Origin of the sequence: Salinimicrobium catena, assembly GCF_900102915.1 — a bacterium.
Classification (GTDB): Bacteria; Bacteroidota; Bacteroidia; order Flavobacteriales; family Flavobacteriaceae; genus Salinimicrobium; species Salinimicrobium catena.
The window spans coordinates 700,068-717,605 of the sequence record NZ_FNGG01000001.1; the positions used below are offsets into that span (position 1 = coordinate 700,068).

11 protein-coding genes are annotated in these 17,538 nt (G+C 42.5%); 9 read left to right on the forward strand and 2 right to left on the reverse strand.

The annotated features are described in order from the left end of the window. The first annotated feature begins 3 nt into the window (after positions 1 to 3). The 7 genes from BLS64_RS03190 to BLS64_RS03220 all read left to right on the forward strand — a co-directional run bounded on the left by BLS64_RS03190 (position 4) and on the right by BLS64_RS03220 (position 9,738). A complete protein-coding gene (locus tag BLS64_RS03190) occupies positions 4 to 975 on the forward strand; it encodes a tryptophan 2,3-dioxygenase family protein (RefSeq protein ID WP_093111631.1) in 972 nt (323 codons plus the stop codon). Beyond that, positions 972 to 2,219, forward strand: coding sequence for a M23 family metallopeptidase (locus BLS64_RS03195; RefSeq protein WP_176763412.1), 1,248 nt, complete (start codon positions 972 to 974; stop codon positions 2,217 to 2,219). Before BLS64_RS03190 ends, BLS64_RS03195 begins: the two co-directional genes overlap by 4 nt. Before the next feature lie 10 nt (positions 2,220 to 2,229). Further along, positions 2,230 to 3,861, forward strand: a complete 1,632-nt coding sequence (gene pgi / locus BLS64_RS03200; RefSeq protein ID WP_093111638.1) for a glucose-6-phosphate isomerase — start codon at positions 2,230 to 2,232, stop codon at positions 3,859 to 3,861. Between the two features lie 187 nt (positions 3,862 to 4,048). After that, the gene (locus tag BLS64_RS03205) at positions 4,049 to 6,595 is read left to right on the forward strand and encodes a TonB-dependent receptor (protein WP_093111640.1); all 2,547 of its coding nucleotides are present in this window, start codon (positions 4,049 to 4,051) and stop codon (positions 6,593 to 6,595) included. A gap of 10 nt (positions 6,596 to 6,605) precedes the next feature. Then, the gene (locus tag BLS64_RS03210) at positions 6,606 to 7,769 is read left to right on the forward strand and encodes a hypothetical protein (protein WP_093111642.1); all 1,164 of its coding nucleotides are present in this window, start codon (positions 6,606 to 6,608) and stop codon (positions 7,767 to 7,769) included. Between the two features lie 86 nt (positions 7,770 to 7,855). After that, positions 7,856 to 9,211, forward strand: coding sequence for an endonuclease (locus BLS64_RS03215; RefSeq protein ID WP_093111644.1), 1,356 nt, complete (start codon positions 7,856 to 7,858; stop codon positions 9,209 to 9,211). A gap of 89 nt (positions 9,212 to 9,300) precedes the next feature. Next, positions 9,301 to 9,738: a hypothetical protein gene (locus BLS64_RS03220; protein WP_093111646.1), complete on the forward strand. Its 438-nt coding sequence runs from the start codon at positions 9,301 to 9,303 to the stop codon at positions 9,736 to 9,738. Here BLS64_RS03220 and BLS64_RS03225 read toward each other — a convergent pair. Next, entirely contained in the window at positions 9,735 to 10,796 is a 1,062-nt protein-coding gene (locus tag BLS64_RS03225) for an endonuclease/exonuclease/phosphatase family protein (RefSeq protein WP_176763413.1), read from the reverse strand. The genes BLS64_RS03220 and BLS64_RS03225 overlap by 4 nt on opposite strands. A gap of 108 nt (positions 10,797 to 10,904) precedes the next feature. On the opposite strand from BLS64_RS03225, the gene BLS64_RS03230 reads away from it, so the two are divergent. Continuing rightward, complete coding sequence (locus tag BLS64_RS03230) at positions 10,905 to 13,721, forward strand: carboxypeptidase-like regulatory domain-containing protein (RefSeq protein WP_093111648.1); 2,817 nt, start codon at positions 10,905 to 10,907, stop codon at positions 13,719 to 13,721. Between the two features lie 2 nt (positions 13,722 to 13,723). Beyond that, a complete protein-coding gene (locus BLS64_RS03235) occupies positions 13,724 to 15,124 on the forward strand; it encodes a DUF5689 domain-containing protein (protein WP_093111650.1) in 1,401 nt (466 codons plus the stop codon). Here BLS64_RS03235 and BLS64_RS03240 read toward each other — a convergent pair. Next, positions 15,117 to 17,315, reverse strand: a complete 2,199-nt coding sequence (locus tag BLS64_RS03240; RefSeq protein WP_093111652.1) for a S9 family peptidase — start codon at positions 17,313 to 17,315, stop codon at positions 15,117 to 15,119. The genes BLS64_RS03235 and BLS64_RS03240 overlap by 8 nt on opposite strands. Between the last annotated feature and the right edge of the window lie 223 nt (positions 17,316 to 17,538).

Below are 17,538 nucleotides of genomic sequence, written 5' to 3' on the forward strand. Positions count from 1 at the left end.
ATAATGAAGGAAATCAAACCTGAGATTGCCGAAAAGGTCCGGCAACTGGAAGAAAAATTTAAAAATTCCGGGCAGGACCTGGGTTCATATCTTGACGGATTGCTGTATGACAAATATCTTACATACTGGGACTACATCAGTCTGGACACTTTACTGAGCCTGCAGAATACCAGGACACATTTTCCCGATGAGAAAATATTCATAGGTTATCACCAGATCACCGAACTGTATTTTAATCTCATCATCCATGAACAGGAGCAAATAGTTGAGGCTGAAGATATATCTGTCGCTTTTTTTACTGAAAAAGTGAACAGGCTGGTGAGGTATTTTAGGATACTTACCCACTCGTTTGACGTAATGATCAAGGGGATGGATAAAGAGCAATTTTTGAAGTTCAGGATGGCGCTGCTTCCCGCCAGCGGATTCCAGTCGGGGCAATTCAGGATGATCGAGATTTTTTCCACTCCACTTGAAAATTTGGTGCACATGGATGTGCGGAAAGACTTCAGCGGAGAGCATTCTGTAGAAGAACTTTATGAGAACATCTACTGGAAAAGAGGAGCTACAGATCTGGCTTCAGGCGAAAAAACGCTGACCTTAAAGCAATTTGAAGAAGAATATACCCCGCGTTTCCTAAGGTTGGCGAACCGGGTGAAGGACAGGACGCTGTATGAAAAATACCAGCAGCTTTCTTCCGAAGATAAGAACAATAAAAATTTAGTTGAGGCGTTGCGTACTTTAGACGTAACGGTCAATGTTAACTGGCTGCTCATGCACATTGGGGCTGCTCATCGTTACCTGATGAGCAAAAAAGGTGCGGTTGCAGCTACCGGAGGCACGAACTGGAAGGATTTCCTTCCGCCGAGCTTCCAACGTATTTCCTTTTTTCCAGAACTATGGAGCGAAGAGGAAATGAAAGAATGGGGCAAAGAATGGGTTGATGAAACGTTTAACAAAAAAATGAACATACATTGAGAAAACTAAGTTACCTGCTACTGTTGATGATGGCTATTACGGCCTGTAATGATGAGCCAAAAAAAGTTGAAATAGCCGATAACACTATCGAAAAACCCGCTCCAAAAATCGTGAAGGAGTACGGTTATGTCCTGAACGATTTTGAAGTAGTGCGGGACACTGTACGCTCTGGTGACAGTTTCGGGATCATTCTGGGCAGCCATGGGGTAAATCCCGGTAAGATCTTCCAGATCGTGGAAAAGGTGAAGGACACTTTCAATCCGCGTAAAGTAGTAATTGGAAAACCTTACGTGATCCTTAAGGAGAATGACTCTGCACAAACCCCGAAAGTCTTTATTTACGAGAACGACCTTATTAATTATACCGTGGTCAATCTTGGGGATAGCATTTCTGCCTACACCGCCAAAAAGCCGGTAACCATTACCAAAAAAACCGTCTCGGGAGTGATCAGTTCCAGTCTTTCAGAAGCCATCGAGGAAGAAGGATTGAATTACCTGCTGGCCCACGAGATGAACAACATATACCAGTGGAGTATTGATTTCTTCAGACTTCAAAAAGGAGATCGTTTCAAACTGGTCTATAATGAGAGATATATCAATGATTCCATTTACGCCGGAATTGAAAATATAGAAGCTTCCGTTTTTTACCACCAGGAGAAGCCATATTATGCTTTTAATTTCCTTACAGATTCCATTTCCGGAACAAGAGAGTACTATGATGAAAAAGCCCGTCCTTTACAAAGCTTCTTTCTGAAGGCTCCGCTTAACTTCAGCAGAATTTCATCCAGGTTCAGTCCAAGGAGATATCACCCGGTTCAAAAAAGATGGAAAGCACATAAAGGAACAGATTATGCCGCACCACATGGCACCCCTATTTGGAGTACAGCTAACGGAGTAGTGATCGCTTCTTCGTATACAGCCGGAAACGGAAATTATGTGAAGGTAAAACACAACGGTACCTATACCACACAATACCTGCACATGTCAAAGCGCGCCGTTAAGACAGGGCAGCGTGTGAAGCAGGGAGATATTATTGGATATGTGGGCAGCACCGGACTGGCTACAGGTCCGCACGTGTGCTATAGATTTTGGGTGAACGGCAGACAGGTGGATCCTTTCAGACAGAATTTACCTGCGGCAGAACCAATTGAAGAAAAATATATCCCGTCCTATTTTGCGGCCATTGAGCCATTAAAAGCAGAGTTGGGAGAAATAGAATTTCAACAGATCAATACAGAAATATAACCACCAGTTAATGAAACATACCAACCCTACACGTACAGAGGCCTGGAAAAAATTAGAAGAACACTATACTGCTTTAAGGGAACTTGGCCTTAAAGAAGAGTTTAGGAATGATCCTGAAAGAGCTGAGGCTTTTACATTAGAGTGGGAGGATTTCTATGTAGATTTCAGCAAGAACCTTATTACCCGCGAAACTCAGAGCCTTTTGCAGGAGCTCGCAAGTGAAACCGGGCTTAAGGAGGCGATAGGTTCGTATTTTGGAGGGGAACAGATAAACAGAACAGAAGGCAGAGCTGTTTTGCACACCGCATTGCGTGAAACAAAAGATGCGCATGTAGAGGTAGACGGCGAAAATGTGACTTCAGAAGTTTTTGAGGTAAAGGAAAAGATCAAAACTTTTAGTAACGATGTTATTGAAGGTTCCAAAAAGGGATATACAGGCAAGGCTTTTACCGATGTGGTAAATATTGGTATCGGCGGATCTGACCTGGGACCGGTGATGGTGACAGAAGCTTTAGAGTACTACAAGAACCACCTCAAGGTGCACTTTGTATCTAATGTTGACGGAGATCACGTGCAGGAGGTGATCAAAGATCTTAATCCTGAAACCACTCTGTTCATCATCGTTTCCAAATCTTTCTCGACGCAGGAAACTTTGTCCAATTCTACAACTATTAGAAGCTGGTTCAGGAAAAAAGCGCCGGCCGAGTCGGTGGCCAAACATTTTGTGGCCGTTTCCAGCAACGTGCCTGCGGTAGAAGAGTTTGGGATCGAGACCGAAAATATTTTCCCTATGTGGGACTGGGTTGGCGGCAGGTTCTCCTTATGGAGCGCTGTTGGTTTGTCCATTAGTCTTTCGGTAGGTTATGATAATTTCGAGTCTCTGCTAACCGGTGCCCGAAAGATGGATGAACATTTTAGGGAAACTCCGTTCAAAGAAAATATTCCGGTGCAATTGGCACTTTTGACGGTTTGGTACAACAATTTCTTTAAAGCCGAAACTCAGGCCATCATCCCTTACACTCAGTACCTTCATCGTTTTCCTGCCTATCTGCAGCAGGCCATTATGGAAAGTAACGGTAAAGGGGTTGACAGAGATGGTAACAAAGTTGATTATCAAACCGGAAATATTGTTTGGGGAGAACCGGGAACGAACTCTCAGCACGCTTTCTTCCAGTTGATCCACCAGGGAACAAAATTGATTCCTGCGGATTTTATCGGCTTTAAGCGTTCTTTACATAACGAGAAGGATCATCACAACAAGTTAATGGCTAATTTCTTTGCACAAACCGAAGCTCTGTTGGCCGGGAAGTCCTCTAATGAGGTAAGGCAAGAACTGGAGTCAAAGAAAATGTCTGAGCAGGAAATTGAAAAACTGCTTCCGTTCAAGGTTTTTGAGGGGAATAAACCAACTACCACTATCCTTATCAACGAACTTACTCCTGAAAGTTTAGGAAAGCTAATAGCTCTTTACGAACACCAGATCTTTGTGCAGGGAGTGATATGGAATGTGTATAGTTATGATCAATGGGGGGTAGAGCTTGGAAAGCAGCTGGCCTCGAAAATTCTAAACGAGATCGAAGAGAATGACGTTCAGGAACATGATTCTTCCACAAAAAAAATGTTAAAATTTTTCCTTAAGTAGAAAATATCGGAATTTTTCCGATGAGCCCTTTGTTTGCAAGCCCTTGTAAATAAAGGGCTTTTTTTATTTTTAACTTCTGGCCGTTAGAGAATTAGCTTCCGAAAAAAATTCTTAACATTCAGTTAAAGCTATTCTTCAAAAAATGCGTTCTTTTGCACTATCATTTTAAACACAAACAAATTACACAATGAGGAAATTTTTAGCATTAGCGTTATTCTTAACGTCAGCTACAATTTTTGCACAGGGAACTATTACTGGTAAGGTAGTTGATTCTGAGATGGAAGGACCGCTTCCAGGTGCAAACATTATGGTGGTGGGAACCAATAATGGTACTGTCACCGATTTTGACGGAAACTTTGCTCTAGAAGTAGACAAGACCTCCGGAGAAATTGAAGTTAGTTTTGTGGGTTACGAACGTAAAGTGATCCCTTTTACAGTAGCAAATGGAGCTACTACAGATCTTGGAAGTATTGTCCTTTCGCCAGATTCTGAGGCTCTTGAAGAAATTGTAATTACCAGTTTCTCCTTAGCTATTGACAGAAAAACTCCTGTTGCTGTTTCTACTATTAAAGCAGCAGACATTGAAACTAAAATTGGGAACCAGGAATTTCCTGAGATCCTGAAGTCTACTCCTGGTGTTTATGCTACTAAACAAGGAGGTGGATTTGGAGATGCTGAATTGAGATTGAGAGGGTTTAACTCAGAGAACATTGCTGTAATGATCAACGGTGTTCCTGTAAACGATATGGAAAATGGTCGTGTTTACTGGAGTAACTGGGCCGGACTTTCTGATGTAACTCGCTCTATGCAGGTTCAAAGAGGTCTTGGAGCTTCTAAAGTTGCCGTGCCTTCTATTGGTGGTACTGTGAACATTGTTACAAAAACTACCGATGCCGAAGAAGGTGGAAACCTTTTTGCAACTACAGGAAATGACGGATATATGAAGTTCGGGGCAACTGTTTCTACAGGAGTTCTTGATAACGGAGTGGCAGCGACAGTTTCTGCTTCAAAAACTACCGGAAACGGATACATTGATGGAACTGAATTTGAAGCCTATTCTTATTTTGTAAATATCGCTAAAGATTTTGGTGATGACCACCAGCTTTCTTTTACGGCTTTTGGTGCGCCGCAAGAACATGGTCAACGTGAAACTCAGCACTTAATCGAAACTTACAGATTGAGTGAAAGAGGAACTAAATTTAACGGTGACTGGGGGTATTTAAATGGAGAGGTAACCCATATCCAGGATAACTTCTATCACAAGCCTCAAATGTCCTTAAACCATTACTGGGATATATCTGAAAGAACCAATCTATCTACCGCTTTGTACGCTTCTTTTGGTACCGGTGGAGGTGGAGGATACCAGGGTAATGCAGATTTAAGAAGCATTGACTCTCCTTATCGAAACGGATTTTTACAACCATTTAATTTGGATTTAGTAGTTGCTGAGAATGTTGAAAACGGAGATCTTGGTTCAGAAACAATTCTTTACAACTCGCGCAATGACCACAAATGGTATGGAGCCCTTTCTACTCTTTCCACAGAAATTACAGAGACTATTGAATTGCTTGGAGGAGTAGATTTCAGGTACTATAAAGGAGAGCATTTTCGAGAAGTAAAAGATCTTTTAGGAGGGACATACTGGTTAGAAGATAGCGATATTAATAATCCTAACAACGTTGCTAGAGTAGGAGATAAAATGAGTTACTACAATGATGGAATTGTCCTTTGGGAAGGAGGATTTGCTCAATTGGAGTATTCAGAAAATGACCTGTCTGCTTTTGTTTCTTTAGCGGCTTCAAACACTTCTTACAAACGTGTTGATTATTTCAACTATCTTGATAGTGATCCTGAACAAGAAACAGATTTTATCCACTTCTTCGGGTACAGCGCCAAAGGTGGGGCTAACTATAACATTGATAATAATCATAACGTGTTTGCTAATATTGGTTATTTTGAAAAAGCACCTTTCTTCAATGCCGTTTTCCAAAATTTCCAAAATGATATTAACGAAGATGCGGAGAACCAGAAGATCTTCAGTGCTGAACTTGGATATGGTTTCAGAAGTACTGGTTTCAGAGCTAATGTAAACGTATATAGCACTCGTTGGAGTGATAGAACCTTTACTCAGTCTTACTTTGACAGGGCTAGCGATCAGACCTACTTCGCGAATATTCTAGGAGTAGATGCATTGCACCAGGGGATTGAAGTAGATTTCTCTTACAGACCGTTCTCTACTCTTACCATTACCGGTATGGCCTCTATTGGAGACTGGAACTGGGATAGTGATGTGACTGATGTATTTGTGTATGATGAGAACCAGGATGTTTTAAATCCAGATTCTCCAATTAGTTTACTACTTCAGGATGTTCCTGTTGGAGGTTCAGCTCAACATACATTTGCTCTAGGCTTTAATTATGAAGCCCTACCAGGAACAAATGTCAGAATGGATTATAACTACTACGACAATCTTTTTGCAGATTTTGATCCTAATAATGTTGATGAGGGTTACATGCCGTGGGAGGTTCCCGCTTATGGAGTGGTAGATTTCGGTCTAACACACAACTTTGCCTTCGGAGATTTTGAGGCAACATTAATAGGAAACGTCAATAATTTGCTTGATACTGAGTATATTGCAGTAGCTGATGACGGACCGCAGTCGAATGCCCGTACTGCACAGGTATATTACGGTTTTGGACGCACGTATACTGTGGGAGCAAAAATTAAATTTTAAATAATACAAGATGAAAAAGATATTCTATTTACTATTCTTGTTCACAGGCCTGGTTTTCACCTCTTGTGAACCCATGGAGGATATCCATGATGAAATTGATGCCGATATTGAAGGTAAGATTGCAGGAACTATAGATTCTTATACTCTTACTGAAGATGATTATAAAGAGACTTTAGATCTTTCTTTTGCAAACTTTGGTAGCGTTGAGGAAGCAAAAGAATTAATCCCTGTTGTCCTTAATGATGTTTTTCCAAGCTTTGGTGCTGAGTCTTCTGTGAACGTTGTTTTTGATATCTACGCTCCAAAGAGGGATGAAAAAGACCTGATCGTTTATTATGCTAACGAAACAGATTATGCTACTTATGGAGACGATACCTATCCAAACTTCGATAGCATGTGGCAGGTGTTTGACCTCGTCGAAGACAAATTTGGAGATGTGGCTAACAGAACATTAGTCTCTCTTACTTATGATTATTATGATGGACGGACTACTGAGCGTAATGATGGATTCTTATTAGTTGATGGCGAATGGATTTATGCTTTTGGATTCACTGACGATGAATATGCTGCCATGGGAGAAAGTTATCCAAACTTCTCAAATGAAGATGAAGCAGAAACTAAGATCCCTATTTACTTGGAAGAAAAGTTCAAATACGAGCCAAAAGAAAAAGGCGCTATAGTGCCAGTAATGTACAAATTGTACACTGATGATATTTATGATATTGATGAGGATGGGAATACTGAAGAGAATAAAACCGTAAGCTTCGTTAAGTATTTTATTTTCAACGGTACTAGCTGGGAAGTATACAATAATCTTCTTACTCAGTCATTACAATTTGGTCATGATGGAAATGATTGGGTACCTGATAATACAATCAGATACACCTTAACTAAAGCCGATTTTGGAATCATTTCTTCAGCGTTGATCGATAAATATCCTGGTCCAGCTGATAATGCTGGTTTCTTTGGAAGTTTTGATGTTAGAAAGAGTTCAGATAACTACTGGTCCGACGAAATGTTGCTTGAGGCTTTCAACATTTTCTTGAACGAAATAAACCCAAATGCCGAAATAGGTCAGAAGTATGTACTTAGCTATGCAGTGTATAACGGCGCCACAGTTACCATGCAAACTAGCCTTATTAAAACCGAAGAAGGTTGGGTTATAAACGAATAATTCTCCTTCCTTTGATATAAGTAAAAACCTCTTGTCTATTTTAGGCAAGAGGTTTTTTAATAATACCTTTGTAAAAACAATAATTGATGAAGAAGTTATACTATGTGGTGATAAGTCTAGTCTTAATTGGGTGTTCCGGTGAAGAATCACCACAACCAAGACCAGAGCCTGAACTAAAAGACAGCCCTGTCGCCAATAATGATACTCGAATGGCCTATGAAAATGAGGAGACAATTATTGCCGACCTTACGGAAAATGATGAAATTGTCGAAAATTCCAGGATCATGAGTTTTGATTCCCAGACCACAGAAGGGGGAACAATAGAGGATAACCGTAATGGCACCTACACCTATACACCTCCAGCAGATTTCGTAGGAGAGGATTCCTTTTCTTATACGCTGTGCGTCCCAGGTGATTCTGAAAGATGTTCTTCAGCAGAAGTTATTTTAGAAGTAGTAGATGGAGGTGATCCTGAAACTACTGATGACAGCGTGAGCACCATGGAATCCTTGAGTATAACCATAGAAACTTTGCTGGCTAATGATGCACTCGTGGATGGAAGCACAATTTCTTCTGTAAATGGGGATAATTCTTCTGGAAGTGTTCTGCTCAATGAAGATGGAAGTGTGACCTATATACCTGCCGAAGGTTTTACAGGTGAAGATCAATTTTTTTATACCATATGCGATAATGATCAGCCTGAGCCAACATGTGCGACAGGTACCGTCACTGTAAGGGTGTATGGTAGAATAACTATGAATGTTCCGGCTGCACTCCAGAATTACTACAGTGATTTTGCCGTTAGCTCAAATCAGGAGATCAATCTTGCTTTTATTTCCGATTTTACAACCGATAAACATACTCAACCTCTGAATTCTTACGGTGAAAGACATGAATATCTTTATGAGGCAGATGAGGATTTGAATAATCCAGACAATGTGATCCTGATGTATTCCGGAGAATCCAGATATTGGGAGGAATACTGGTCTGATTGGAATGATTATGAGCCACAAACTTTTAATACAGAACATATCTATCCGCAATCTTATCTGGGAGGTAATGAAATGGCAGAGAACGATATGCATCACATGCGCGTAGCCGATGCCGACCTTAATTCCTTAAGATTAAATTATCCTTATGTAGAAAGTTCTGGCGAGTATGGCCTTGTGGGAGAGGAAACTTTTTATCCGGGTGATGAATGGATAGGAGATGTAGCCAGAATGGTGATGTATATTCACATCAGGTATGGGGAACCGTTTAGCGATGTTGGAACTTTGGAAATGTTCTTGAGATGGAATGCTGAAGATCCTGTTTCTGGTTTTGAAGTTCAGCGCAATAACGTGATAGAAAGCGCCCAGGGGAACCGAAATCCATTTATTGATAATCCATACCTTGCGACCCTTATTTGGGGCGGAGAACCTGCTGAAAATAAGTGGCAGTAACATTTTTCTAATATGATATCTAAACCGCCCCTTTTTCAGGGGCGGTTTTTTTATACAAAAAAGTTACCTTTACCCGTAAAACATAATCTATGTACTCTACCGTTTTCTTTATTCATTCCTGGTGGGCCTATTTGGTGCTCCTTATTCTTGTGATCGCCTCTATTAATTCCCTTATCGGGTTTTTCTCCAAAAAGGAATATTCAGCCACAGATTTCAGAATCGCTCTTTTTACGCTGATCGTTTCTCACATACAGCTTTTAATTGGGCTTATACTTTATTTTGTTTCGCCTTATTTTAACGCCTTTTCTGAAGGCGGAATGGGAGAGGTGATGAAAGACTCAACTCTGAGGCTGTACCTTGTAGAGCATCCTCTTATGATGATCCTGGCGGTGGTGTTAATTACTGTTGGCTACTCAAAGCATAAGAAGAAGCTAACTTCCCGTCCAAAGTTCAAGATGCTGGCCATTTTTTACACCCTTGCGCTGGTATTCGTTCTTTCCAGGATTCCCTGGGGTGCCTGGTTCTAAGGTTTTTCTTTGATCAGCAAAACATACACCGGAAAATGGTCACTATATCCTCCGGTGAATCCCCCGTCGCCAAAACTTCGGAAGGGATATCCTTTGTACTGGCCTGAAGGGGTCACCAGAAACTGTTCGTTAAAAATTCCCGCCTTATAAAAAGTAAAACGGGAATAATCAGAATCCAAAAAGGGACTGGAGACGATGATCTGGTCAAAAAGATTCCAGCCGTCACGATATGCCAAACTGCCAATACCTTTCTTGGCTAACGCGGCCATGGGATTATACAGTTCTTTAAACCCGACCTCCTTTTTTTCTGATTTTGCACCCAGTACTTTTTTCAGGCTTTTGTTGTGCGGATCATCATTAAAATCCCCAACTGAAATAATTCTTGCATAAGGATCTGTCCGAAAAAGCGAATCCACGATCTGCCTGTTCAGCAGTGCGGCTTTTTCCCTTTTCGGGCTGCTGGCTTTCTCGCCACCGCTTCGGGATGGCCAGTGATTAACGATCACATGTACTCGCTCTCCCTGCAATAGTCCGGCGACCACCAGCTGGTCTCTGGTATAAACCCGTTTATCAGGTTCCTCTGGATCATATAAGATCAGTTCATGTGAAACGGAATGCTCCGGCATGAACAATTGCTTCCGGTACAGCAGGGCAACATCTATCCCTCTCAGGTCAGGCGAATCATAATGTATAATTCCGTAATTGAAGGGTTCTAAAGCCGGTTCTGCAACAAGGTCTTCGAGAACCTGCAGATTTTCTATCTCACATACTCCTATAATTGCAGGTGGAGCATTTGTTTCTGAAAACCCGATCCTGCTGATCGCATAGGCCATGTTCTTTAGCTTGTCCCGGTATTTTGCTTCAGTCCAGCGGTCTTTTCCTTGCGGAGTCCGATCATCATCAAAAGTTTTGGGATCATCGTAGATGTCAAAAAGGTTCTCCAGGTTGTAAAAGGCGACAGCAGTAATGTTATACTCCTTTTTTTCCTGCCCAAAAATGCCTTCAGAAAAGCAACAGAGAATGAAAATTATGAAAAGATGGGATCTGCTCCTTTGCATGTTAAGTGTCTGGATAATAAATTGTTAAAAACAAAAGGGAGCGGTTCAAAGATAGATTTTTTAATGTAATATTGTTTCATAAATAATGACTCCCCCTGTTAATTTATTATGGATAAATTTTTACAAGTCAGGCGGGAGCTCCTGTTACTACTTTCTTTTTATTCTTTTACTGCCTCTGCGCAAACCGCCTCTTTGGAAGGAAGGGTATTGGATGAGCAGACGTCAAAACCCGTTCCCGGAGTTCTGGTAAAAATAACCGGTACTGCTTTTTTAAAGGAAACAGATGCAGAAGGACATTTTTCCTTCAGCGGAAATCTTCCTTTAGGAGAACAGCTCCTGGAATTTTCCCGAAGCACTTATTTTACAAAACGCTATCCGGTTATCATTTCCGAAGAACAAAAGAACCTGAAGACTATTTACCTTAAGCCCGACCTGCTGGAAGTTCAGCAGCAGACAGCAGTGATCAGTCTTTCTGACCAGGAGCTGGATGAAGAGGATGGCGGCTACGTAAATGTTTCCGGTTTACTGCAAGCATCCCGGGACATTTTTTTAAATGCGGCCGCCTTTGATTTTAGCCCTGCCTTCTTCCGACCCCGCGGTTATGACAGTCAATATTCAACACTGCTCATAAATGGGGTGGAGATGAACAAATTTTTTAACGGCAGGCCGCAATGGAGCAACTGGGGCGGACTGAACGATGTGCAGCGCAACCAGGTTTTCTCAAGAGGTTTGGATCCTTCTGATGTTGCCTTCGGAAGTATTGCGGGAACCACCAACATCATTATGCGCGCTTCAGAATATGCCCCCGGGGGAAAAATATCTCTGGCCGCAGCAAATCGCGCATATTCCGGAAGGCTTATGGGTAGCTACCATACCGGGATGAATGAAGCCGGCTGGGCTTTTTCAGTATCTGTAGCCCGAAGGTTTGCTGAAGAAAGTTATATAGAAGGCAGTATATACGATGCCAATTCATTTTTTGCTTCCGTAGAAAAGAAATTTAGTGAGGCTCATAGTCTTAATTTCACCGGTTTTTACACTCCCAATATCCGCGGTAAGAATTCTCCCAACACGCGGGAAGTTTACGATCTGAAAGGCAACAGGTATAATTCATACTGGGGACTGCAGGAGGGAGAGATAAGGAACAGCAGGATCAGAAAGATCCAGGAACCGGTATTTATGCTGAATCACATTTGGAAATTTTCGGATAGAACCAGTCTTAATACCAACCTGGCCTATCAGTTCGGGAAGGTAGGCAACAGCCGTATTGATTACGGTGGAAGCAGGCTGGTTACCGGTCCAAACGGGGAGGAGATCTTTGTAGGAGGAGGCAGCAATCCCGATCCTGCTTATTATCAGAAAATGCCCTCTTACTTTCTGCAAAATACCACAGACCCTGATTATCGCAGCGCCTATTTGGCTCAAGAAGATTTTCTTGCTGACGGGCAATTGGATTGGCAGGCGTTATACCTGGCAAACCAGACCTCTATGGCTGCAGGCGGAAATGCCCTGTATGTATTGTATGAAGATAGAAGTGACGACAGACAGCTCTCCGCCAGTTCCATTTTGCTTTCAGAACTGAATACGCATCTCACTTTGAACGCGGCACTCAATTTCAGGGTTCTTGAAAGTGACAATTTTGCTAATGTTCTTGATCTTTTTGGAGTACAGGCCTGGCTCGATGTGGATTCTTTTTCTGAAGGCTCTGAAGCCCAGAACAACCTGTTAACTCCAAATCGGCTGGTGGGAGAAGATGACCGCTTTAAATATAGTTATGAATTATCGGCAGAGACTGTAGATTCCTTTGCACAGCTGCAGTATTTTTCAAAAACAGTAGACTCCTATGTAGGTGCTGAAGCTTTCTATACCCGGTATCTAAGAAACGGCCTTTACCAGAATGGTAATTTTCCCGAAAATTCTCTTGGGAAGAGTGAGCTGCTGGATTTTTGGAACTACGGAATTAAAAGTGGACTGGTTTATAAATTTTCCGGAAGACATATTCTTGATCTTGATGTAGGGTATTTTACAAAACCACCCACGCTTCAGAATTCCTTTTCGAATTCCCGGCAGAACAATTTGGTGGTCCAAAACCTGGAAAGTGAAAACGTTACTTCCATTGATCTGGGTTACATTTTTCGCTCCTCTTTTCTGAAGGGAAGAATTACAGGCTTCTATGGTAATTTTCAAGACGGCACAGAGCTCTCTTTTTATTTTGCCGATGGAATTTCAGGCCTCGGGCGCGGCAACACCACCGCTTTTGTGCAGGAAGTTCTCACAGGTATTGATCGGCGGCATCTGGGGGTGGAATTCGGTTTTGAGGTACCGGTCACCTCTACCTTAAAATTGAAAGCTGCAGGCTCTATTGGAGAGTACATCTACAGCAGTAACCCGCGGCTGTACCTTACTTCAGATGATTTCACTGAAACAAGGGAGCTGGGGAAATCTTTTCTTCGGAATTATCATGTACCTGGAGGTCCGCAACGGGTTGGGCAGATAGGCTTTGAATACCGCGATCCCGACTATTGGTGGATAGCCTCTACCTTTAATTACTTTTCTCATGCTTTTATAGATGTGGCACCGCTCACCAGGACAAAGAATTTTGTCACCGATGCCGACGAACTTCCCATAGTCGATTATGACCCGGGTACGGCCAAAAATCTGCTGCAGCAGGAACAGTTGGATGATTACACGCTTCTTAACCTGGTAGGCGGGAAATCCTGGAGGCTGAAGGATAAATATGTAGGAGTATTTTTCAGCATCAACAACCTTCTGGATTCCGAATACGTCACCGGCGGTTATGAACAATCGCGAAATGTGAATTACACCCTGCTAAAAGAGGACAGGGAGAGGGAAAATGCTTTGTTCGGCCCTAAATACTGGTTTGGCCTGGGTACCACGTATTACGCTCATGTTTATCTAAGATTTTAAAAATGAAAAATTTGAACCAAATTTTTATTCTGCTTCTCCTTTTACTTAATGCCTGCGTGGCACATGATGATTTTGATCTTCCCGAGACTGTTCATTTGAGTGATGTGGATCTTGAACCTAATTCTGATCTCAATGCGGTGCTGGGATTATTTTATCAGGACCCTGACGAAATAATCACTTTTCAGGGAGATCTTATTTTTGAAGCCTATGTAGTTTCAAGTGATGAAGCAGGGAATTTTTACAAGGAACTCATCGTTCAGGATAAGCCAGAAAACCCGACAGCCGGTTTAAATATCAGGATCAATATGAATTCATATTCCCAGTTTTATGACTTCGGAAGAAAGTTGCTCATTAACGTAAATGGCTTGAGCATCGGCGAAATGAACGGAGTGCCGACTTTGGGCGTAGTCAATGGGAAGCAGATCGAAAACATTCCGCAGGCAAAGATCTCCGACCATCTTTTCCGCACAGGTATAGTCGCCGAGATCGTTCCGTTGCAGATAGAAGCCCTGCAATTCAATGACCGTTATGAAAACCTTTTTGTAGAGCTTAAAAATGTGCAATTTTCGGACTTTCTGGTGGATCCTCAAAATCCGTTCACCTATGCCGCTGAAGATGTGGATGAATTTGACGGAGAGAGATTGTTGGAAAGCTGTACAGCAGATTTCCCTTTCATATTAAGCACCAGTACCTATGCCGATTTTAGCTCCTTTAGGCTGCCGGCAGGATCGGGTGATCTACAGGGGGTGCTTACTCGGGACTTCTATGATGAGTTTTATACGATTTATCTAAATTCTCCAGATGATATTCGGTTCACAGAATCGAGGTGTGAAAAACAAACTTTAGACTGCGGTCTTGCTGCTGCTCATGGTTCAAAAATACTTTTTTCGGAAGACTTTTCAGAACAGACTAATAACAAACCTATAAAGGGCAGCGGTTGGAAGCAGATAGTTCAGGAAGGCTCAAAGGAATGGGAAGCCTTCACCGCTACCGGCGCGAATGCTTCGCTGGGAAGATCGGCACGGTTGCGACCGGCTGGTTCCGGAGATAGAAAAACCGTAAGCTGGTTGGTAAGCCCGGCCATAAATTTTGATACTAACACCGGCGAGGTGCTCTCCTTTAAAACCTCCACCAGCTTTGCCAATGGCAGTATGCTGGAGGTGTTGATCTCCACCGACTGGGACGGTAATGAAGAAAATTTTCTTCAGGCAAACTGGAAAATGCTTTCGGCAGCTTATATAGCGCAGAACTCAGATTTTTTCGGCGATTGGATCTCTTCCGGACATGTGGACCTGTCCTGTGTGGAGGGGAAAGGCTATATCGGGTTCAGATATACCGGAAGCGATTCCCCTTACTATAACGGGATTTATGAACTTGATGATGTCCTAGTAACCGCTAATTAGTGCCGGCAGGTTTATCGGGGACCAAGCCTTCCAACTTCAGCAAAAAGGCATATTCCAGGGCAACTTCTTTGTAACGTTCAAACCTTCCCGATGCCCCGCCGTGACCTGCTTCCATATTGGTGTGCAGGAGCAACAAATTATCGTCTGTTTTTTTATCTCTCAACTTAGCCACCCATTTTGCAGGTTCCCAGTACTGCACCTGCGAGTCGAACAAACCGGTAGTGACCAGCATATTAGGGTAATCCTGTGCGGTGACATTGTCATAAGGCGAGTAAGAAAGCATATATTCATAGCTGTCTTTGTTCTTAGGATTTCCCCACTCATCAAATTCATTGGTGGTAAGGGGAATGCTTTCATCAAGCATGGTGGAAACCACATCTACAAAAGGAACAGCAGCTATCACGCCGTTGAAATTCTCCGGAGCCATGTTCACCACGGCACCCATTAACAAACCGCCCGCACTACCGCCCATAGCATATAAATGGTCAGCTGAAGTATAGTTGTTGTCGATCAAATATTCCGCGGAATCCACAAAATCTGTGAACGTGTTCTTCTTGTTGAACATTTTTCCGGCCTCATACCATTCTCTGCCCATTTCCTGACCGCCGCGAATGTGAGCTATGGCAAAGATAAAGCCACGATCCAGCAGACTCAACCTGTCTGAACGAAACCATGGATCCATCGAGGAACCGTAGGAACCATAGGCATAGAGGAGGAGTGGAGTTTCTTTGCTTTTTTCCGTGGATTTTTTGTAAACCAGGGTAAGAGGAATTTTCGTGCCATCACGAGCTTCGGCAAAGATCCTTTCGGTAACATATTCCCCAGGGTCATGTCCCCCGATGATTTCTTCCTGTTTCAGGACTTTTTTGGCCTTTGTTTCCATGTCATATTCAATGGTTGACATTGGAGTTGTGAGTGAAGAATAGATATACCGGAGTTTATCAGTGTTGAATTCAGGGTTAACAGAGGTGTAGGCGACGTAGGCGGGTTCATCGAATTCCAAATAATGTTCTTCTCCGTTCTTCTGATTCATGATCCGCAGTTGTGTGAGTGCATTGCTTCTCTCGCTTACCACCAGGTGATCATTAAAGATCTCGATCCCGGTCAACAGCACATCCTCCCTGTGAGGGATCACTTGCTTCCAGTTCTCTTTGGAGGTGGCATTTTCAGGCGTTTCCATCAGCCGGAAATTTTTTGCATCCCAGTTGGTCACCACGTAGAATTTATCTTTGAAATGGTGGATCGTATATTCATGATCCCTTTCTCTGGAGGCGAACTGGCGGAATTCGCCGGTTGGATCGTTCGCATCCAGAACGTAGTAGTCATTGCTTACCGTACTGCTGGTGCCAATGATAATGAATTCATCAGATTTCGATTTATAAACGCCAATGTAAAAGGACGGGTCTTCTTCCTGATAAACTAGATCATCCTGCTTGTTAGGCTCCCCAAGTTTATGCCGGAAAATTTTTTCCGAAAGCAGGGAAACCTTGTTTTTCGTGGTGTAGAAGTAAGTTTCATTATCATTTGCCCAGGCTCCACCTCCGGTAGTATTTTCCAGTACATCATTCAGGATCTCTCCCGTTTCCAGATTTTTGAACTTGATATGGTAGATCCGTCGGCTTAACGTATCAACTCCAAAAGCCAGCAGGTTATTGTTTGGGCTTACCTCCAGGCCTGTAACGCTGAAGTAATCGTGACCCTCTGCCATTTCATTAACGTTGAGCAGGATCTCTTCCTCAGCCTCCATGCTGCCTTTTTTGCGGGCATAAATAGGATATTCACCCCCTTTTTCATACCGGGTGTAGTACCAGTAGCCATTTTTGAAATAAGGAACAGATTCATCTGTTTTCTTGATGCGCCCCACGATCTCTTCAAAAAGCTCTTTTTGAAGGGAGTCTGTATCCTTCATCACCGTTTTGGTGTAGGCATTCTCCGCTTTTAGATATTCCAGTACTTTTTGGGTCTGGGCATCGGGATCTTCAGCCATTTTCTGCTCGTCAGAGAGCCGCATCCAGAAATAAGGATCTGTACGGGAATCTCCGTGAATGGTGAGGATCGAATCCTTCTGCATGGCATCTGGTGCTTCAGGATAGGATGAAGCGCGCGGTTTTTGGGTATCTGTGACCTGAGCCAAACCTGCGGAAGCGGTTGTCAAAAATGCGACAAAAGTGATGTAAAGAAATCTCTTCATGATAAAATATTTTAAAAAGCAGGGGTATTCGCTAAATACTTCGGAAAAATTGCATTTAAGATATAAAAAAATGAAATACCGAAGCTAATTTTTTGAAATCAGGAATTTCTTATTGTTTAGTTGCTGAAGATCATGCACTGATCTATAAACCTGTTGTTCACCTGAAGATTATTTGAAGCTGGTATTTGGTGAAGATAGATTGAAAAATCCCTTTTTTAGGAAA